16 protein-coding genes and 2 pseudogenes are annotated in these 17592 nt (G+C 40.3%); 13 read left to right on the forward strand and 5 right to left on the reverse strand.

Annotated elements, in window-relative coordinates:
• Positions 1–180 precede the first annotated feature (180 nt).
• Positions 181–1962, forward strand: coding sequence for a 1,4-alpha-glucan branching protein GlgB (gene glgB / locus PGQ38_RS08510; RefSeq protein WP_187565079.1), 1782 nt, complete (start codon positions 181–183; stop codon positions 1960–1962).
• A gap of 168 nt (positions 1963–2130) precedes the next feature.
• Here the strand turns inward: glgB and PGQ38_RS08515 are convergent, their stop codons facing one another.
• On the reverse strand, positions 2131–2499 hold the full coding sequence (locus tag PGQ38_RS08515) for a metal-dependent transcriptional regulator (protein WP_118578152.1): 369 nt from the start codon (positions 2497–2499) through the stop codon (positions 2131–2133).
• A 448-nt stretch (positions 2500–2947) separates the two neighbouring features.
• On the opposite strand from PGQ38_RS08515, the gene PGQ38_RS08520 reads away from it, so the two are divergent.
• The 11 genes and pseudogenes from PGQ38_RS08520 (at position 2948) to PGQ38_RS08570 (ending at position 14110) form a co-directional block, all read left to right on the forward strand.
• Positions 2948–3955, forward strand: coding sequence for an aldo/keto reductase (locus PGQ38_RS08520; protein ID WP_207758496.1), 1008 nt, complete (start codon positions 2948–2950; stop codon positions 3953–3955).
• A gap of 233 nt (positions 3956–4188) precedes the next feature.
• Complete coding sequence (locus PGQ38_RS08525) at positions 4189–4368, forward strand: hypothetical protein (protein ID WP_270431330.1); 180 nt, start codon at positions 4189–4191, stop codon at positions 4366–4368.
• A gap of 41 nt (positions 4369–4409) precedes the next feature.
• A pseudogene (locus tag PGQ38_RS20565) lies at positions 4410–4583 on the forward strand (DUF6783 domain-containing protein); the annotation flags it as partial.
• Between the two features lie 344 nt (positions 4584–4927).
• Positions 4928–5788, forward strand: coding sequence for a class I SAM-dependent methyltransferase (locus tag PGQ38_RS08535; protein WP_226854648.1), 861 nt, complete (start codon positions 4928–4930; stop codon positions 5786–5788).
• Positions 5788–7572: a methyltransferase domain-containing protein gene (locus PGQ38_RS08540; protein ID WP_204452674.1), complete on the forward strand. Its 1785-nt coding sequence runs from the start codon at positions 5788–5790 to the stop codon at positions 7570–7572. Before PGQ38_RS08535 ends, PGQ38_RS08540 begins: the two co-directional genes overlap by 1 nt.
• Before the next feature lie 206 nt (positions 7573–7778).
• Positions 7779–9791, forward strand: coding sequence for an AAA family ATPase (locus tag PGQ38_RS08545; RefSeq protein WP_204452676.1), 2013 nt, complete (start codon positions 7779–7781; stop codon positions 9789–9791).
• Positions 9792–9887: 96 nt separating this feature from the next.
• Positions 9888–10982: a helix-turn-helix transcriptional regulator gene (locus PGQ38_RS08550; RefSeq protein WP_195700395.1), complete on the forward strand. Its 1095-nt coding sequence runs from the start codon at positions 9888–9890 to the stop codon at positions 10980–10982.
• Positions 10982–12043 carry a hypothetical protein gene (locus tag PGQ38_RS08555; protein WP_204452678.1) on the forward strand — a complete coding sequence of 354 codons (1062 nt, stop codon included), beginning with the start codon at positions 10982–10984 and terminating at the stop codon, positions 12041–12043. The genes PGQ38_RS08550 and PGQ38_RS08555 overlap by 1 nt, the downstream gene beginning before the upstream one ends.
• 44 nt (positions 12044–12087) lie before the next feature.
• The gene (locus tag PGQ38_RS08560; protein WP_204452679.1) at positions 12088–13014 is read left to right on the forward strand and encodes a hypothetical protein; all 927 of its coding nucleotides are present in this window, start codon (positions 12088–12090) and stop codon (positions 13012–13014) included.
• A 27-nt stretch (positions 13015–13041) separates the two neighbouring features.
• Entirely contained in the window at positions 13042–13749 is a 708-nt protein-coding gene (locus PGQ38_RS08565) for a metallophosphoesterase (RefSeq protein WP_195700398.1), read from the forward strand.
• Positions 13730–14110, forward strand: a complete 381-nt coding sequence (locus tag PGQ38_RS08570) for a hypothetical protein (RefSeq protein ID WP_195700399.1) — start codon at positions 13730–13732, stop codon at positions 14108–14110. The genes PGQ38_RS08565 and PGQ38_RS08570 overlap by 20 nt, the downstream gene beginning before the upstream one ends.
• Before the next feature lie 99 nt (positions 14111–14209).
• Here PGQ38_RS08570 and PGQ38_RS08575 read toward each other — a convergent pair whose 3' ends face one another.
• The 4 genes from PGQ38_RS08575 to PGQ38_RS08590 form a co-directional block, all read right to left on the reverse strand.
• On the reverse strand, positions 14210–14956 hold the full coding sequence (locus PGQ38_RS08575; protein WP_204452681.1) for an amino acid ABC transporter ATP-binding protein: 747 nt from the start codon (positions 14954–14956) through the stop codon (positions 14210–14212).
• A gap of 141 nt (positions 14957–15097) precedes the next feature.
• Complete coding sequence (locus PGQ38_RS08580) at positions 15098–15595, reverse strand: carboxymuconolactone decarboxylase family protein (RefSeq protein WP_195991824.1); 498 nt, start codon at positions 15593–15595, stop codon at positions 15098–15100.
• Between the two features lie 2 nt (positions 15596–15597).
• Positions 15598–16281 (reverse strand): amino acid ABC transporter permease, encoded by a 684-nt coding sequence (locus tag PGQ38_RS08585; protein ID WP_148461103.1) that lies wholly within the window; start codon positions 16279–16281, stop codon positions 15598–15600.
• Between the two features lie 70 nt (positions 16282–16351).
• On the reverse strand, positions 16352–17212 hold the full coding sequence (locus tag PGQ38_RS08590; protein WP_195991826.1) for a transporter substrate-binding domain-containing protein: 861 nt from the start codon (positions 17210–17212) through the stop codon (positions 16352–16354).
• Positions 17213–17424: 212 nt separating this feature from the next.
• On the opposite strand from PGQ38_RS08590, the pseudogene PGQ38_RS19885 reads away from it, so the two are divergent.
• Positions 17425–17538, forward strand: a pseudogene (locus PGQ38_RS19885) (nucleotidyltransferase domain-containing protein); the annotation flags it as partial.
• Positions 17539–17592: the final 54 nt, after the last annotated feature.

A 17592-nucleotide genomic window follows, 5' to 3' on the forward strand; every position in this document is an offset into this window, starting at 1 on the left:
ACAACTTTCAACACACTAAATAGGTTATAAAAAAATCCGACACATTTCAAAAAACGTTGGAAATCCAACTAATGTCGTTTTTCGTCGGTAGCAATTTTTCATTTACACAATTATACTTATTATACAGAGAAAAACAACTACTGTCTAATATCTTTTTATAATGAATGGGAGAGCAAAAACATGGATTTTTACAACTTTTATACAGGAAAAGAATTTGAAGCATATCAGTACCTTGGTGCTCACGTATGGGATGGCGGAACCACCTTCCGTACATTTGCCCCGGCAGCGCAGCGAGTATCTGTAATTGGTGAGTTCAACGGCTGGACAGAGACTCCTATGAACCGCGTTCATGATGGCAATTTCTGGGAATGCACCATGAATAATGTAGGCTCTGACCTGATGTATAAATACAGAATTTACCGTCAGGACGGCTCCTTCGTGGACCACGCAGACCCCTATGCTTTTTATAGCGAGATGCGTCCAGGCACTGCTTCAAAGACCTATGCTCTTGGCGGTTATGAATTTGGCGACAGCAAATGGCTGAAAAACCGCAAAGCAAGCTACGACAAACCAGTAAACATTTATGAAATGCATTTTGGCTCCTGGAAAAAACGAGGCGAAGGACAGGAAGACTGGTACACCTATGAGGAACTGGCACCGATCCTTATCACCTATTTGAAGGAACACGGCTATAATTATGTGGAGATCATGCCTCTCTGTGAGTACCCATGTGACGAATCCTGGGGGTATCAGGATACAGGATATTTTAGTCCAACCTCCCGCTATGGAAAGCCGGAAGAATTGAAAGCATTTGTAGACCAGTGCCACCAGGCTGGAATTGGGGTCATTCTGGATTTTGTTCCAGTGCATTTTGCAGTGAATGATTATGCGTTGGCAGAATATGACGGAACAGCCCTTTATGAATATCCAAACATGGCAGTTGGCCGCAACGAATGGGGAAGCTGCAATTTTATGCATTCCAGAGGAGAAGTTTGCAGTTTTCTGCAGTCCTCTGCCTATTACTGGATGAATGAATTCCATTTCGATGGCCTTCGTATGGACGCAGTAGGAAATCTGATTTACTGGCAGGGGGACGCAAGCCGTGGAGAAAACCTGGCAGCTCTGAAATTTATCCGTACCATGAATCAGGGCTTAAAGGAAAGAATCCCTGACTGCCTCCTTTTTGCCGAGGATTCCACTCCATATCAGGGTGTGACAAAGCCGGTATGGGAGGGCGGACTTGGATTTGATTACAAATGGGATCTTGGATGGATGCATGATACTCTGTCTTATTTTCAGGCAGATGCAAAAGAAAGACAGGAAAAATATCACAAGCTGACATTCTCTATGATGTATTTTTACAATGAGCGCTATATCCTGCCGCTGTCCCATGATGAGGTTGTCCACGGAAAGGCAACCATCGCCCAGAAGATGAACGGTGGTTATGATGGGAAATTTCCACAGGCAAGAGCTTTCTATATGTATATGTATGCGCACCCGGGTGCAAAGCTGAATTTCATGGGAAATGAGCTGGCACAGCTGAAAGAATGGTGCGAAAAGGATGAGTTGGACTGGATTTTGCTGAAATTCCCTGTTCATGAAGCATTTCATAAATTCATGGCAGATCTGAACCAATGCTATCTGAAGAACAGTGCTTTTTCCCAGAGAGATTTCAGCCAGGATGGTTTCTCATGGGTGGATTGCCATCAGGAGCAGAAGTGCATGTATCTGTTTGAAAGAATCAGTGGGGATCAGAAAATTTTGGCTGTGTTCAATTTCTCCGACGAAATCCAGGAATACACTTTGGAAAAAGATTATGCCGGATATGAGCTTCTCCTTGCAAGTGATATGGTGAAATATGGCGGTAAAAAGCGCTACACGAAAAAAGAAAAGGTAATTACAGGCGGAAAAGCAGTATTTAAAATGGGACCATTTTCTGCCAGATATTATCTGGTGAAATAAGGAAAAGTATATAAATAAAAAAGACCTGTATCCGGATAAAATTCTACAATGATGGAACCTTGTCATTGGTTTTATCTGGAGTACAGGTCTTTATGATTGCTGCGTACAGCAGTCAATGAGCTTCTGTAATTGTAAGAAAATGCAATGCAAAAACGCAATGCGTATAATTTATTTACCAGGAGAGAGATGCTCCTTGATAGCGGTAAAGCTCTCTGGACTGATGACATGTTCGATACGGCATGCATCGGAGGTTGCAGTTTCCGGATCAACACCCAGACTGATCAGCCAAGAGGATAAAAATTCATGTCGCTCATAAATCATATCTGCAATCTTCTGTCCGGATTCGGTAAGATAAATATATCCTTCTGGAGTGACAGTGATATGGTTCTTTTCACGAAGGTTCTTCATAGCAACACTGACGCTTGACTTCTTAAATCCAAGTTCATCAGCAATATCAACGGAACGCACAACAGGTTTCTTTTTGCTGAGAATAAGAATGGTCTCCAGATAGTTCTCAGCAGATTCATTAGATTTCACGATAAATCACCTCAATTTCTTGCTTGTGTAGCAGTACAAGTATAATACCTATAGAATACCATAGTTTACCGTTTGGGGCAATTATTTTTTTGAAATAATCCCTGCTGTTCAATTCTGTGTTGCGATTTGTAGTCAACAATCTGCCAGTTGTTTGTTATTGCTTATTGGTAACGTTCCGGTTACTGTTCACTCCGTGACCAGTAACGCGCTTCGCAATGCACAGAAAGACGAACCTTCTTGTGACAAGCACAAGAAGTAGCGTTTGCTGCGCAAACTTAATTCTCGGGTTTTCTGTGAACTTTGTTCTCAAAAACACCTCGCGGAATATTACCAGTGAACAGTAACACGTTCCGAACAGTAATACCATAAACAGTCATATTTTCCAATGACAAATTATTTTCCGGGTAGTATACTAAAACTAATTATCGTTTTCAGGGAGGTTTTTATTATGTACATTGCTTCAAAGGAACGTTACACCACAATGGAATACAACCGTTGTGGTGACAGCGGACTTATGCTGCCGAAGGTGTCACTTGGACTATGGCATAATTTTGGAGATACGTCTAAATTTGAGAATATGAGACAGCTGTGTTTTACAGCTTTTGACAACGGAATCACACAGTTCGATCTGGCGAATAATTATGGACCGGAGCCGGGGAGTGCAGAGATTAATTTCGGCAGGATTCTGAAAGAAGACCTGGGAAAATACAGGGACGAACTGATCATTACTACCAAGGCAGGATATGAAATGTGGGATGGTCCTTATGGAAACTGGGGCAGCCGCAAGTATCTTCTGGCAAGTCTTGACCAGAGCCTGAAGCGTATGGGACTGGAATATGTGGATATTTTTTACCATCATAGAATGGATCCGGAGACCCCTCTGGAAGAGTCCATGGGAGCGCTGGCCAGTGCAGTGCAGAGCGGAAAAGCCCTGTATGTGGGACTTTCCAATTACGATGGAAAAACACTTTCACAGGCAACGTCGATTTTGCATGAAATGCATTGTCCTTTTGTAATTAATCAGAATCGTTATTCTATTTTTGACAGAACTGTGGAGAAAAATGGACTAAAAAAGACCACAGGAATTCTGAAAAAAGGTCTGATCACTTTCAGTCCTCTTGCACAGGGACAGCTTACAGACCGCTATCTTAATGGCATTCCGGAGGACAGCAGAATTCGTACCGATGGCAGATTTTTGAAGGAAAGCAATCTGACTCCAGAGCGTGTGCTACAGATCCGGGAGCTGAATGATATGGCTGCAGGGCGTGGCGAGAAGCTTTCGGAGATGGCTCTTGGCTGGCTGCTTGCACAGCAGGAGGTGACCAGTGTACTCATTGGAGCATCACGACCACAGCAGATCCTTGATAACATAAAAGCAATCCACTGTGCACCATTTACGGAGGAAGAGCTTGTGAGAATTGATGAAATTGCGGCTGAAAAAATACAGCCAGTATGATCATGAAATCCCAGATATATCCAGTAGCCTGACAGTTATGAACAGTATTACAAAGAAGCAGATAGGGATTTTTACGAGACGAAGAAAAACAATTATATTTTGCATAAGGCGAGGGACAGAAAATGATAATTCGAAAGGGAACACAGGCTGACCTTGTATCAGTGGAACAGCTTTACAATGACATTCATACGGCAGAAGAAACAGGTCAGCAGACCATTGGCTGAATCCGTGGTGTGTATCCTACAAGAGCTACGGCACAGGCCGCATTAGATGCCAAGGACTTGTTTGTTCTGGAGGATGCAGGTAAGCTCCTGGGAGCGGCCAGAATCAATAAAGCGCAGGTGGATTCTTATGCAGAAGGCGATTGGGAATTCGCAGCCAGGGATGAGGAGGTTTGCGTCTTCACACTCTGATAGTTTCCCCCTCCGCTTCTGGAAAAGGCTATGGAAAGAAGTTGGTAAAGTTCTATGAGGATTACGTTTTAAGCCACGGCTGTCCGGAACTTCGGATGGATACTAGAGCGTGTTTGAAAAATCATTCCCGCACTCTGCACGCCTCACTTTGCGGTATATTTTGCCCGAATTCGGTTGGCGTAGCCCGCTACGACGCCCTCATCAGGACAAAATCTCCCACAAATTGTGACGCACATCTTGCAGAAAGCCTTTTTCAAACACGCTCTAACGCAAGAAATGCCGCTGCAAGAGGGCTGTATAAAAAGCTTGGATATAAGGGAATCGGGATTGTGCCTACAGAATTTAACGGGATACCGGATGTGCAGCTGGTATTGTTGGAGAAGCACTTGTAATAGTTGAAATTCCCTTTTAGGAAAAAAGAAAAGAGAGCAGGCGAGTTTGTAGAGATACAGATTTGTCTGCTTTTTTTATATAGAGTTCCATCCCCCCGGGGGGCTTGCGGAAGAAAACTGGTTTTGATAAAATTTTAACATTAGAGTTAAATGCGGAGGAATTACAAGTGGATAAATTACTGGATGAAATAGAGAGTTACTGGAGTACCCGGACGGAGGGGTATTCTGAGGTGAATGAAAAAGAGTTGAATGGGATGCAGAAAAGGGCATGGCTGGAGACTCTGGAACGCGGATTTTTTGGAAAAAGGTCTGGGAAAAATGAGGATTCAGAAAACAATTCTGTGGAAAAAAAAGTTTTCGAAGAAGAATTTTCCGAAAAACAACATACAGACAAATATAAGGACCACTTGAGAATTCTGGATATCGGTACTGGCCCAGGCTTTTTCCCTATGATCCTTGCGGAAGCAGGATATCATGTAACAGCCATAGATTACACTCCGGGAATGTTGGAAAAGGCTGCAGAAAATGCAGCGAAATTTATCGGAGAAAAGAGCCGGAATATTGAATTTAAAAGAATGGATGCCCAGGCATTGGAGTTTGAAGATGAGAGCTTTGACGTGATCATTTCCAGAAACCTGACCTGGAATCTGCCTCATCCGGAAATGGCTTATAAAGAGTGGCTTCGGGTGCTGAAAAAAGGTGGAAAGCTTTTGAATTTTGATGCCAACTGGTATGGATATCTCTATGATGATAAGAAGCGTGAGGCTTACGAGAACGACCGTAAAAATGTGGAAAAAGGAAGCCTGGATGACCATTATCTGTGCACAGATATTGACCGAATGGAGAAAATTGCGCTGCAGGTTCCGTTGTCGGAGACCAAGCGTCCGGGATGGGATGTGAAGGTACTGGAAGCGCTTGGAGCAGCGCAGATTCAGGTAAATGAGGATATATGGCAGCAGGTGTGGAGCGAAGAAGAGAAGCTGAATTATGGATCTACACCTATGTTTATGTTGGAGGTGAAAAAATAATGAGTGAAATAATAAATATAGGTGGCTTAAGTGCGGCACCAGGGCAGCGTGTCCATGGTTTTATTTCCATTGGAAATGGAGAATTTTCTCTTCCCGCAACAATTGTCAGGGGCGAAAAACCAGGTAAAACAGCTCTCATTACAGCTGGTATCCACGCTGGTGAATATGTGGGAATACAGAGTGCAGTAGAGCTTGGAAGAGACCTGAAAATTGAGAAAATGACAGGAACGGTAATTATTGTAAAGGTAGTGGCGAAAGAAGAATTTGAAAATCGGCACGGTTCTCTTTGCAGGGCGACAGGTGAGAATCTGAACCGCCTTTTTCCAGGAAAAAAAGAAGGTACTACATACGAAAAACTGGCGTATGCAGTAGTTGAAGAGTTACAGAAGGTGGCAGATTTTTATATTGATCTTCACAGTGGTGATGACTATGAGAAGCTGACTCCCTATGTGTATTATGCAGGTAAAGCAGCCCCGGAAGTGATGAAAATTTCCCGTCAGATGGCAGAACAGGTGGATGTTCCTTACATGGTAAAATCGGAGGTATCATCGGGTGGAAGCTATAATTATGCAGCATCCTGCGGCATCCCTTCCGTGCTTCTGGAACGGGGCGGAATGGGAGCCTGGGAGACAGAGGAAGTGCGTTCTATGAAGCGTGATGTACGCAGTATTTTACGGTTCCTCGGTATTTATGACGGACATAGAAGTATGCGGAAATATTATCCATTAAACGTAACGGATGTGCAGTATCAATCCGCCTCTTATACGGGACTCTGGTATCCCCAGAAGAAGGCAGGAGACCTGTTTACAGAAGGAGAAATTCTTGGCTATGTAAAGGATTACGAGGATAATATTCTGGAAACCTGTACCTCCTATGGGGACGGAGTAATCCTGTATCAGACTGGTTCCCTGCAGGTGATTAAGGATGGTCCGATGGTAGCTTATGGCCGGATCAGTTATGAGGAAGACGACCGAAAAGAGAAGATTGCGGCCTACTGGACCAAGCGAAGCGACAGCTTTCTGGAGCAGAGAAGGGCAGAGTTACATAGTCCGCTGGCAAAGAGATGGCTGGAAGAAATTGAGAAATACCTACCTAAAAAGGCATTAAGTCCTGAAAAAAAAATTGAGGATGAAAGCAAGGAAAGAAAAGATGCAGTTGCAAAAATTAAGGAAAAAGAGACTGGTAATGGTAAACTTAAAATCCTGGATGTGGGCTGTGGAACCGGTTTCTTTACAATCCTTCTTGCAAAACAGGGACACCAGGTAACAGGCACCGACCTTACTCCGGATATGATCACAAACTCCCGGATCCTTGCCAAAGAAGAGCAGGTAACATGCGACTTCCAGGTGATGGATGCGGAGCATTTAACTTTCCAGGACGAGAGCTTCGACGTAGTCATTTCCCGAAACCTGACCTGGACCTTACCAGAAGCAGCCCAGGCTTACAAAGAGTGGTCCAGAGTATTAAAACCAGGCGGACTTCTCCTGAATTTTGATGCCAACTACGGCGCCACAAACTTCGCCGAAACCTCCGATCTCCCGGAAAACCATGCCCACAACCAGCTTGGAAATTCCCTGATGCAGGAATGCGAAGACATCAAACGCCAGCTTCCAATCAGTTCCTACCTCCGCCCCGCCTGGGATGTGGAAGAGCTTGGGAAAAATGATATGGAACAGATTTCCATTGACCTTGGACTTAGCAAAAGGGTATATAAAGAAAGAGATGAATTTTATAATCCGACGCCGATGTTTGCTATTGCGGCGAGAAAACAGAGCAATTCATAAAATTTTAAATAATATAAACGAAAATGTGCTTGAAAAATATTATTCAGGCACATTTTTTATGCTCTTTATGGAAGAACGGAAACATATTAAATTTCAGAAATAAGGGGATTGGGAAAAATTTTAATGGCATGTCCCTTTTTTGCCCCATGCCATGAGTTATACTATGGGACAGAAGCAAAAGTGAAGGAGCTATAGGAGGAATACTTATGTTAGCGTATAGAATTGAGGGAATTATTGGGGAGAGTCTGTGCAAAGATGAGAATGATAGAAATGCTGTTGCGGAGATGAAACATAAGTATGCAAATAGAAGTGAGGTATTTAACAACAGATTTGGTAAAAATGCGTATATATTTATTGCAGATACTTCAGAAGGAAGTATTACGTTGGGAGCGTTTGTGACGGATTTGCAGAAAATATCGGCTATTGTAGATTCCTATGCTCAGCATATGGGAATACAAATGACAGATATTGTCATATCAGAAGTAACATTAAAGAAATTATACGGACTTCTAAGTAAGGCTGAAAGTCAGAATTTTATCCAGGATACAAATGAAATTCTGGAGGAATTTGGGCTTGATGAGATTGTGGGGGATTATGTCCGGTATTTGGAATATAAAGAATATATTGTAAAGAAGGGCACTGCCAATCTGCTGCGATGCAATGAGGCTAAATATTGGATGAGTGATACCTTCCATTTGGAATTACAGAGAATATTTGCAGGAAGCGGCCATGAATCGGCATTGGGACATCCTGTTCACTATATCATTGAAACTGATGATGAGAGTACTAGGCGAATTATGCAGATTTATCTGCTGCGAAGCCTGTATACTCAAATGAGAATTAGAAGTGGGAGATTTAGTTGTATTGAAGTTGAAACAAGCCGAACTTTAAATGATGGGACATATGAATTGTTGTATAAAGCTTCTTTCGGTGGAAGTGTTGTGGTGAAGGTTCTTATGGAGGATAGTGAGGAAACAGACTATGCTACAGAGTTAAATGAGCAGATACAGCTTATTTGTAAAATGCTTAAAAAATATCGTAATCAGGTACTGACGATTATCTGCCTGCCAAGAGAATGCCAGCGGTTGAAGGAACTGTTCTATGAAGAATTGTCAAATGTATCTATTGTGGAATTAAAGGAGAAATTTGTGAAAGAAAAAGAGGCTGAACGGTTTCTTGAGAATCTGGCAGAAGAAAAGCAAATATCTGCTGATGCAAAGCTTGCCAATAAGATACAGGAAGGAAAAGGATACTTGGTACCAGAGCTTAGAGGAATTTTTGATTCCTGGTATGACCAGAAGCTGAAAACAGAGATTTATCCTCAGTACCAAGATGTTTTAACTATAAAGGCAGAGGAAATAAAGGCGATACCGAAAGGCACTGCCTATGAAAGATTGCAGAAAATGGTGGGAATTACCCAAATTAAAGCGGTAATAGAGAAAGCTCTTAATTATAATAAACTTCAGAAGATATATAGAGAAAAAGGAATAAAAACAGGACGTCCTGTTATGCATATGGTATTTACCGGAAATCCAGGAACTGCGAAAACTACAGTGGCAAGGCTGCTGGCTCAGATTATGCAGGATAACGGTTTACTTTCCAGAGGACATCTGGTGGAAGTTGGAAGATCTGATCTGGTGGGAAAATATGTAGGATGGACAGCAAAATGTGTAAAAGAAAAATTTAAAGAAGCGAAAGGTGGTGTATTATTTATTGATGAAGCTTATTCGCTTCTGGATAATCGGGCAGGTTCCTATGGAGATGAAGCAATCAATACAATTGTACAGGAGATGGAGAATCATCGAGAGGAACTGGTGGTTATATTTGCTGGATATCCTGAAAAAATGGAAGAATTTATTCAGAAAAATCCAGGACTCAGATCAAGAATAGCATTTCATGTTTCGTTTCCTGATTATAATGAATTGGAGCTTTGTCAGATTGCACAGCTTATGGGAAAAGAAAAGGGAATCGAGTTTACTCAGGAAGCTATGGGAAAACTACGGACTGTATTTAGATATATGGGAAAGAAAGATGACTTCGGAAATGGGCGATATGTACGAAGCATGCTGGAGCAGGCGCAGATGAATCAGGCGGAAAGGTTATTAAAAAAAGATATTTCTACTATTACGGATACGGAACTCTTTACAATAACGGCAGAAGATATTGAAATCCCCCTTATGGAAAGGGAAGAAAGAAGAGTGATTGGCTTTGCGTGTTAATGAGATAAGGCTTGCTTTCGCTCTGGGCGATAATTATAATTTAACTAATAATAGAGCTTACTGAAGGCATGCTCTGGAGCTGATTGGAGGAGAAAAATGGGTACAGCATATTCCAAGAAATTATTAGTTCTTTATATTCTGGATATTTTGCAGAAGTATACAGATGAAGAACACAGGCTAAGCCAAAAGGAGATACTGGAAATTCTGCGCAAAGAATATGAAATGATAGTTGATCGGAAAACTGTGCGAAGAAATCTTCTGAATCTGATGGAGTATGACTGTGAGATTGAGTGCAGGGAAGTGCTCAGGAAAAAAACTGATAGAAGTGATTCTTCTTATTTAGGAGAATGTGAAGAGGAAGAAGCGATTTGGACAGATTTCTATCTGAAACATAAATTTACAGATGAAGAACTGAGATTGCTGATTGATAGTGTGCTATTTTCCAGGCACATACCGTACCGTCAGGTAAAGGATCTGGTTGAGAAGCTGGAATCTTTATCAAATGTATATTTCAAATCCCAGTCCCAGTACATTTATCCTCCTTCTGAGAACCGCACAGATAATAAGCAGCTGTTCTATAATATTGGTGTATTGGATGAGGCTATTCGTAAGAATCAGAAAGTTTCTTTTGAATATGTGGAATATCACACAGATAAGAAACTTTATTCCAGAAAGAGAGAGGATGGAACGATTAGAATATATATTGTAAATCCATATCAGATGGCAGCACAGCAAGGCAAATATTATTTGATCTGCAACTATGATAAGTATGACGATATTTCCAATTATCGCATTGACAGAATCCGAAATATTCAGCTTTTGGATGAGAAATGTAAGCCCTTCGAATCCCTGACACAGTCAGGACATCAGCGTTTGAATCTTGCAGACTATATGAAAGAACATATCTATATGTATTCAGGCGAGAATTCGTTTGTAAAATTCCGAATTGCGAGGGTAATGCTTTCTGATGTGATCGATATGTTTGGAAAAGAAGTTGTCTTTTCTGACGAAACAGACACTCATGTGTCAGTAAGTGTAAAAGTAAATGAACGCGCTGCTGAGCAATTCGCCAAAAGCTACGGCCCGGATGTGATTATTCTTCAACCAGAACGATTGAGGGAGAAGATGAAGAACGATATGAAAAGATTGTGGGAAGCGTATAGGGATATGCAGGAAAGCGGGGAAGCTTGATGGATATTTATAAATTTGTAGTTTCAAATTCTATTCGAAATTATTTGAAAAGAATAAATTATAAGTTCAGTACGCAGGAAGCAGCATTTTTGGTTTGGTATTGTGAAACAGCAACTTTAGAAGAAAAATTTGGGGCATGGGAAGAAATTATTAATACTATGCCGAATTGCTCTATGCAGGAACGAATTGACATGGAGGCTATCCCAGATTTCCATAAATTTCTAATAGATTATATAAAGTTGCAAAAAAAGTTGTTGAATAAGTTTAAGACAGCAGAAAAAAGTATATATTCTTGCGAAATGTATCAAAGAAAATATACTGGTATTCATTATGAGTATAAAGTATTTAATCAGTATGATGAATGCGTTGCTTATGGTATAAAAGAATTTGATTCTGAATTGTGTGATAGAGCTGTTATTACCAAACACAAATGGGGGTGCAAAGAAGGGGAACGGCAAGACGAAAAATGCTATATTAACTCTTCTGGAGCTGTGTTGAGTATGGATTGTATGGTTAAAAATGTTCAGGAGAGAAAGATAAATGCTGCATTTGATGGAATGTGGTTTGATTTTCCAACACCGTTTCATGCTGGAGATATAGTGTGCTCTCATTATAAACAGGCAGAACCATATGTACTGACTGGAATTTGTACATGGAATGCGAGCAGAATAAAACAAGAGTTGCCCAAGACAGAGTATACGGAAAGATATCTTTCAATGCGTGGGGAAATTCAGAAAAGAATTTATAAAGATGGAGATACAAGTGATATGGAGTGCCGTGGTTATGGTATTTCAATGGATGAATGCGTGGGGATATCTGTATGGAAAGAAATTCTGCCAATGCGTAGTTATTTAGACTTGGAGTATTATAGTTTGTCTCTAAGCGGAACAAACGATGTATTGGCATTGATAAGTGGGACTCTAAGAGGAGAATATAATATAGAATTCTTGCTTAATGCATACAGTATGCTTATATTTAAAAATAGCTTCGAAAAGAAATTGATGGAGCTTCAAACGAACTTTGGGAAAGATCAGGTGGCAGATATAGGAATATTTAAATAAGAGCATTTTTATATCTGCGATACATAGGAAGGGGAAAATAGAATATGGAAATAAAAAAGTTGGATGAAGATAAGTGTAAGAATTTGAAAGATTTATTTATTGAGTGGCATGAAAGACACGAAGAAGATGTTAATGAATTACGTATAGAAGTAAATAAATTAAAAGAAAGAGAATATAGTTGTCCTTCACCAAGAAAACTTACTAAGCTTTTAAAGGAGTTTGGGATTCCTGGATGTTTTTCTGAATGGTTTATAAAAGATGTTGATATGGGGAATGTTCCTAAAGCAGAGAATTGGGAATATGTTTTGAAAAATGCTTTTAATCTAGATGGTGGAAAGAAAAATTTTGAACCTGAACCCGGAGATTATCAAAATATTTTCCTTTTTAAGGAAGCAAATGATTCAGATAAAATAAGTTCAAATAGTAAAGATAGCTATCCATGTTTTGCAAGTGAGTTGGAAAAGGGAAATGTAAATCCATGGATTTATGAATGGAAAGATAAAACTTTTAAAAGCGGAATTCCGCGTAAATTACCTAAAGCGCTTTCTAAATATTTGACTGGAACAACTCAGGATGAGATACATAATAATTTTTTGAAATATGCTGCTTATATGAATATAAATAAACGAGGTGGGGAAAGTCGTACAGATGAACGGACTTTATTGAATTATGCATATTATTATAGAAATTATATCTTGAAAGAAATTGAATTGCTTGGAGGTGAGCAGAAACATATTAAAGTTTTTGTGTGTGGTAGCAGATATTATTTCGAAAATCTAATTAAAAATCTTGGGCTTGGGTTCAATGCCAAAGACATACAGCATGCGAAGTATTGTTTCATTAATATTACACACCCTTCGGCAAGAATAGGGGCTGATAAATTGTTTGAAGAAATGAACATGGAGGAAGTATTTGGTGCAAGATTAAAAAAAGGAAATCCCGTTTGTGTGGATAAATTTGTTTACTATTAAATTTTTATTTGAAAAGGATAAAACTACATGAATTATGTGATATCAGATATCCATGGATGTTACAAGGAGTTTAAGACACTTTTAAAGAACATAGGGTTTTCTTCAGCAGATACATTATTTGTTCTAGGAGATATGGTAGATCGCGGACCAGATCCAATCGGAGTACTGAGATTGATGGCTTCTTATCCGAACATCTATCCACTTGCAGGAAATCATGAATTTATTATGATGAGTATTCTTCAAAAGTTAATGCAGGAAATTAGCGAGGATAATATTGAATCTACTCTTACAGAAGAATTTTTGCATAAATATAATTTATGGATAGAAGATGGTGGTGCCACTACTATAAATGGATTTAAAAAGCTCCCAAAAGAAGAACAGGAATTTTTATTAGATTATTTGAATGACTTGTCTGTTTATGAAAGGATAACAGTAAATAACCAAAACTATATACTTGTTCATTCTTTGCCAGATAATTTACAGAATGGAAATGATTTAAATTATCAGATTGAAGAAATTATATTTGGAAGACCTGATTTTACAGCATCGTGGAATCAGGAGGATATCTATATTATTGGACATACTCCTACTTTCAAAATTCCAGGAGCAGAATCTGGAAAAATATATAGAAGAAATAATTTGATTGATATTGACTGCGGATGTGTTACCGGACATGCATTATGTGCGTATTGTATTGATACAGGAGAAACGTTTTATGAACCGTTTTTTGTCTGAAACTGGTAATAAAGTACAGGCGCATAAGGGAGTATTTTGGCTTATTGAGGATAAATTGCTTACTTTTCCTTTCGAGAAAAACAGATATCAATCCTCAGTTTCAAAATCGGGCGATACATATGTTCACAAATATTTGTGGAAAGAGATTTCTAATTCAAAAGTTTCATACAACTTTTATCCAAGAGGCAGAGTTGAAATTAAGAAATGTGGAAGTTCAATTGTTTATATGAATCCCAATATTGCAGAGGAGTATGTGAAGCAAATTATGGATGATTTTGGACTATATGAGTATCCTAAAATAATATATGATAATAGCTTGCATTATAAATGTTATCTGGATGATGGTTGGCGAGCAGAGTGAATACAAATGTATTTTTGTGATAAACAAAAGAAATCTCATACTATTTATAAATAGCAAGAGATTTCTTTGATGAAAACTTATAAAAGAATTACAGGAAATTCAAATCACATAATCCGAACTTGTCATATGGAGGAATGCCATTGTTTTCTCACTCTTGGGCTGTGAGAAGAACTCTTTGGATGGTCCCTCTTCTACGATAACACCGTCCTCCATGTAGACTACCCAGTTGGCAACTTTTCTGGCAAAATCCATTTCGTGGGTGACTACGACCATGGTGGTTCCTTCGTCGGCAAGCTTTCTCATAACATCCAGAACCTCGCCGGTAAGTCTGGGGTCAAGGGCGGAGGTGGGTTCATCAAAGAGAACTACTTCCGGATTGTAGGCAATGGCTCTTGCGATAGCCACACGCTGCTGCTGACCACCGGAAAGCTGGTCCGGATAGAAGCTGGCGCGGTCTGCCATGCCTACTTTTTCCAGCATTTCCATAGCTTTTTTCTTCGCTTCTTCCGGAGAATTCTTACGGGCAATGGTAAGACCCTCCAGTACATTGTCAAGTGCTGTTTTGTTGCGGAAAAGATTGTATCCCTGGAAGACAAAGCCCATTTTCATTCGTAACTGCCGGATCTCTTTCCTGGTAACAGCAGTGATATCTTTGTGGAAATCATCGAAGGTGATTTCTCCTTTATCTGCCTGCTCCAGAAAGCTGATACAGCGGAGAAGGGTTGTCTTTCCAGAACCGCTGTTTCCTAGAACTGCGATCACAGAACCTTTTTCAACTTTGAAATCAACACCTTTTAATACTTCGTTTGATCCGAATTTTTTATGGATATTTTTTACTTCCAGCATATTTTTTTCTCACATTCTTATATAGAAATTTGGTAATTGATAACAGGGTATTATGAAGAAGCTTAAAAGTCTTTCTTCTGTAGTAAATGATATAAAATACGAGTTGTTCACATATGGTGATGCTGCCGAAGGCGACATTGATTATACTTCGATCTTTAAAATATCATTAAAGTAGTTATTGGCAACCATCAGCACACCCATAGCTGTGATAACTACGATTTCTTCTTCTGTGAATTCTTCTTTTAATTCAGTATAGATTTCATCCGGAATGTTTTTCGGATCTTTTGCAAGAGCGCGGCCAAAAGAAATAAGTAATTCTTCCTTCTTTGTAAATTGAAAATTGTCGAAATCAATACCATTATCTTTCAGAAGCTTTCTAAAATAAGTACTGCATACCAGGCAGTCATTTTCTTCGGAAATTGCATATTCAAAGAAGTCACCAGCTCTTTTTCCAATCAGTCTCTGCAGTTCCCGGTCGAGGGAGTAGGAGCTGTCTTCAATGGCTTTAAAGGCTTCTGCATTATGGAGAAGAGTAAGCTTTTCATTAGTGAGCCTGTATCCTTGTGCAAGATGGTCCCTGATTACTTCTTTCTCTTTTTCGCCTGCTGTTTCCGGGTCGATTTTTGAAATATAAGACATGATTATTCTCCTTTCACTGGTGCTGGAGCATTCCATACCAGCTTTTTCTCAAAATAGTTTTGTACCCATGTAAGGACGGTACAGATCATAAGGTAAATAACAGCAGCCTCGCAGTACAGGGCGAAGGGCTCGTAGGTTCTGGCGGCAATCTGCTGTGCGGTGGTGAACAGCTCCACAACTGTGATACTGGAGGCAAGGGAAGTGTCCTTGGTAAGTCCGATCAGTGAGTTAAATAGTGGTGGAAAAGCGATTCGGAATGCCTGGGGCATTACAATCCTGGTCATGGTCTGGCGGTAACTCAGACCCACCATATAAGCAGCTTCTGTCTGTCCTTCTGGTACCGCCTGGATCGCAGATCGGAAAATCTCAGCGTTGTAAGCGCCAAGGTTTAGGGCAAAGGCAATCACAGCGGATGGAAAAGCGTCCAGGATAATTCCGACAGACGGCAGGCCAAAGAAGATGATGAAAAGCTGTACAATAAGTGGGGTTCCGCGGAAGACCCATATGTAAAATCTTGCGAACTGCTTCAGTCCTTTTACATTGGCAATCTGTACCAGGGCCAGAAAAAGGGCGATGATGCAGCCAAAAACAAAGGATAATAAGGTAAGGGGGATTGTAACTTTAATTCCGGGTATGAGAATCCTGGTGAAAGAAGATACCAGAATCCCTGCTAAACGTTCACTCATAATTGTTTCCTTTTACTTTCAATTGTTGGATGATAGTCTGTTGTTCTGGACAACAGCTGTGGAAAAGTAATTAGTTTTCATCAGTGCTTTCTGTTGTTGCATCCTCAGAAGCGGTGTCTGTATTTGCTGCATTTTCATCCTGTGGCTGTGTGAAGTCTGTGCCGAAGTAATCCTCAGAAAGCTTGCTTAAAGTTCCGTCTTCTTTCAGTTCGTCAATAGCGTTCTGAACTGCATCATATAAAGCTGTTTCCCCTTTTTTGATGGGAACCGCATAGGTATCAACCACATCTGGAATCTCAAATGCAACCTTCAGATTTGCGTCAGGGTGCTGTTGGAGATACTCGTTAAATACAACGGAATTGAAGGTGGTGAAATCGGCACGTCCGGATTCAATCAGGGAAACCGCTTCGTCTGCTGTGCTGATCTGTACAAGAGAGGCACCGGCGTCTTCCAGAATATCAAGGTAAGCGGTTGTGGCAGTGTTTGCTACTTTTTTGCCATCCAGGGAAGCCATATCTACGATATCATCATTGTCCTTGGCTACTACGATCTGCTGTGTGATGTAGAAATATGGTCCTGCGAAATCGTATTTCTCTTCACGCTCAGGTGTGATACTTACTGCATTGATAACTGTATCAAGACGTCCACTGTCGATTCCTGCAAGAAGGGAATCCCAGTCAGATTCTGTGAAATCTGCTTCCACACCAAGCTTGTCTGCAATTGCCTTTGCTACCTCCACGTCAAATCCGGTAAGCTCTCCGTTGTCGTCATGATAGGTGTATGGAGGATAGGTTCCTTCCACACCGACTTTCAGTTTTCCTGATTCCTGAATCTGTGCAAGCTCGTCATCAGCTGCATAAGCCATACTGCATGTTGCCAGAACTCCTGTTAATACTGCTGCAATTCCTAAAGTCAAGATGCTTTTTCTCATAATTGTATCCTCCTCTTATTTTGTTTCCTATTTAGCAACTAGGATTAATATGAATTGAATGATAGCATAGAAATCTGGCCTTGTCTAATATGGAATAAAGATAGCTGGCTATAGGAAATGACTATAACATGCTTAAATTGAAAGTACACAGCTTGACTTAATAGGAAGATATGGTAAAGTGGAAGAAAGAAATCTGGTGGGAGTGAGGCTTGATAATTCTCTTTGGGGCAAGGGCGCGTGGAGATTTCAAAAGGACGAGTGACATTGATCTTGCAGTCAGTGGAGGGGATTTTTGCAGATTTGCACTGGATGTAGATGAGGAAACATAAAAACAGAACGAAAGCAGATGTAAAAAGACTGAAGCTTTCGCCAGAGAGGGA

The organism is Blautia faecis, assembly GCF_027662325.1.
In the GTDB taxonomy this organism is placed as follows: domain Bacteria; phylum Bacillota; class Clostridia; order Lachnospirales; family Lachnospiraceae; genus Blautia_A; species Blautia_A faecis.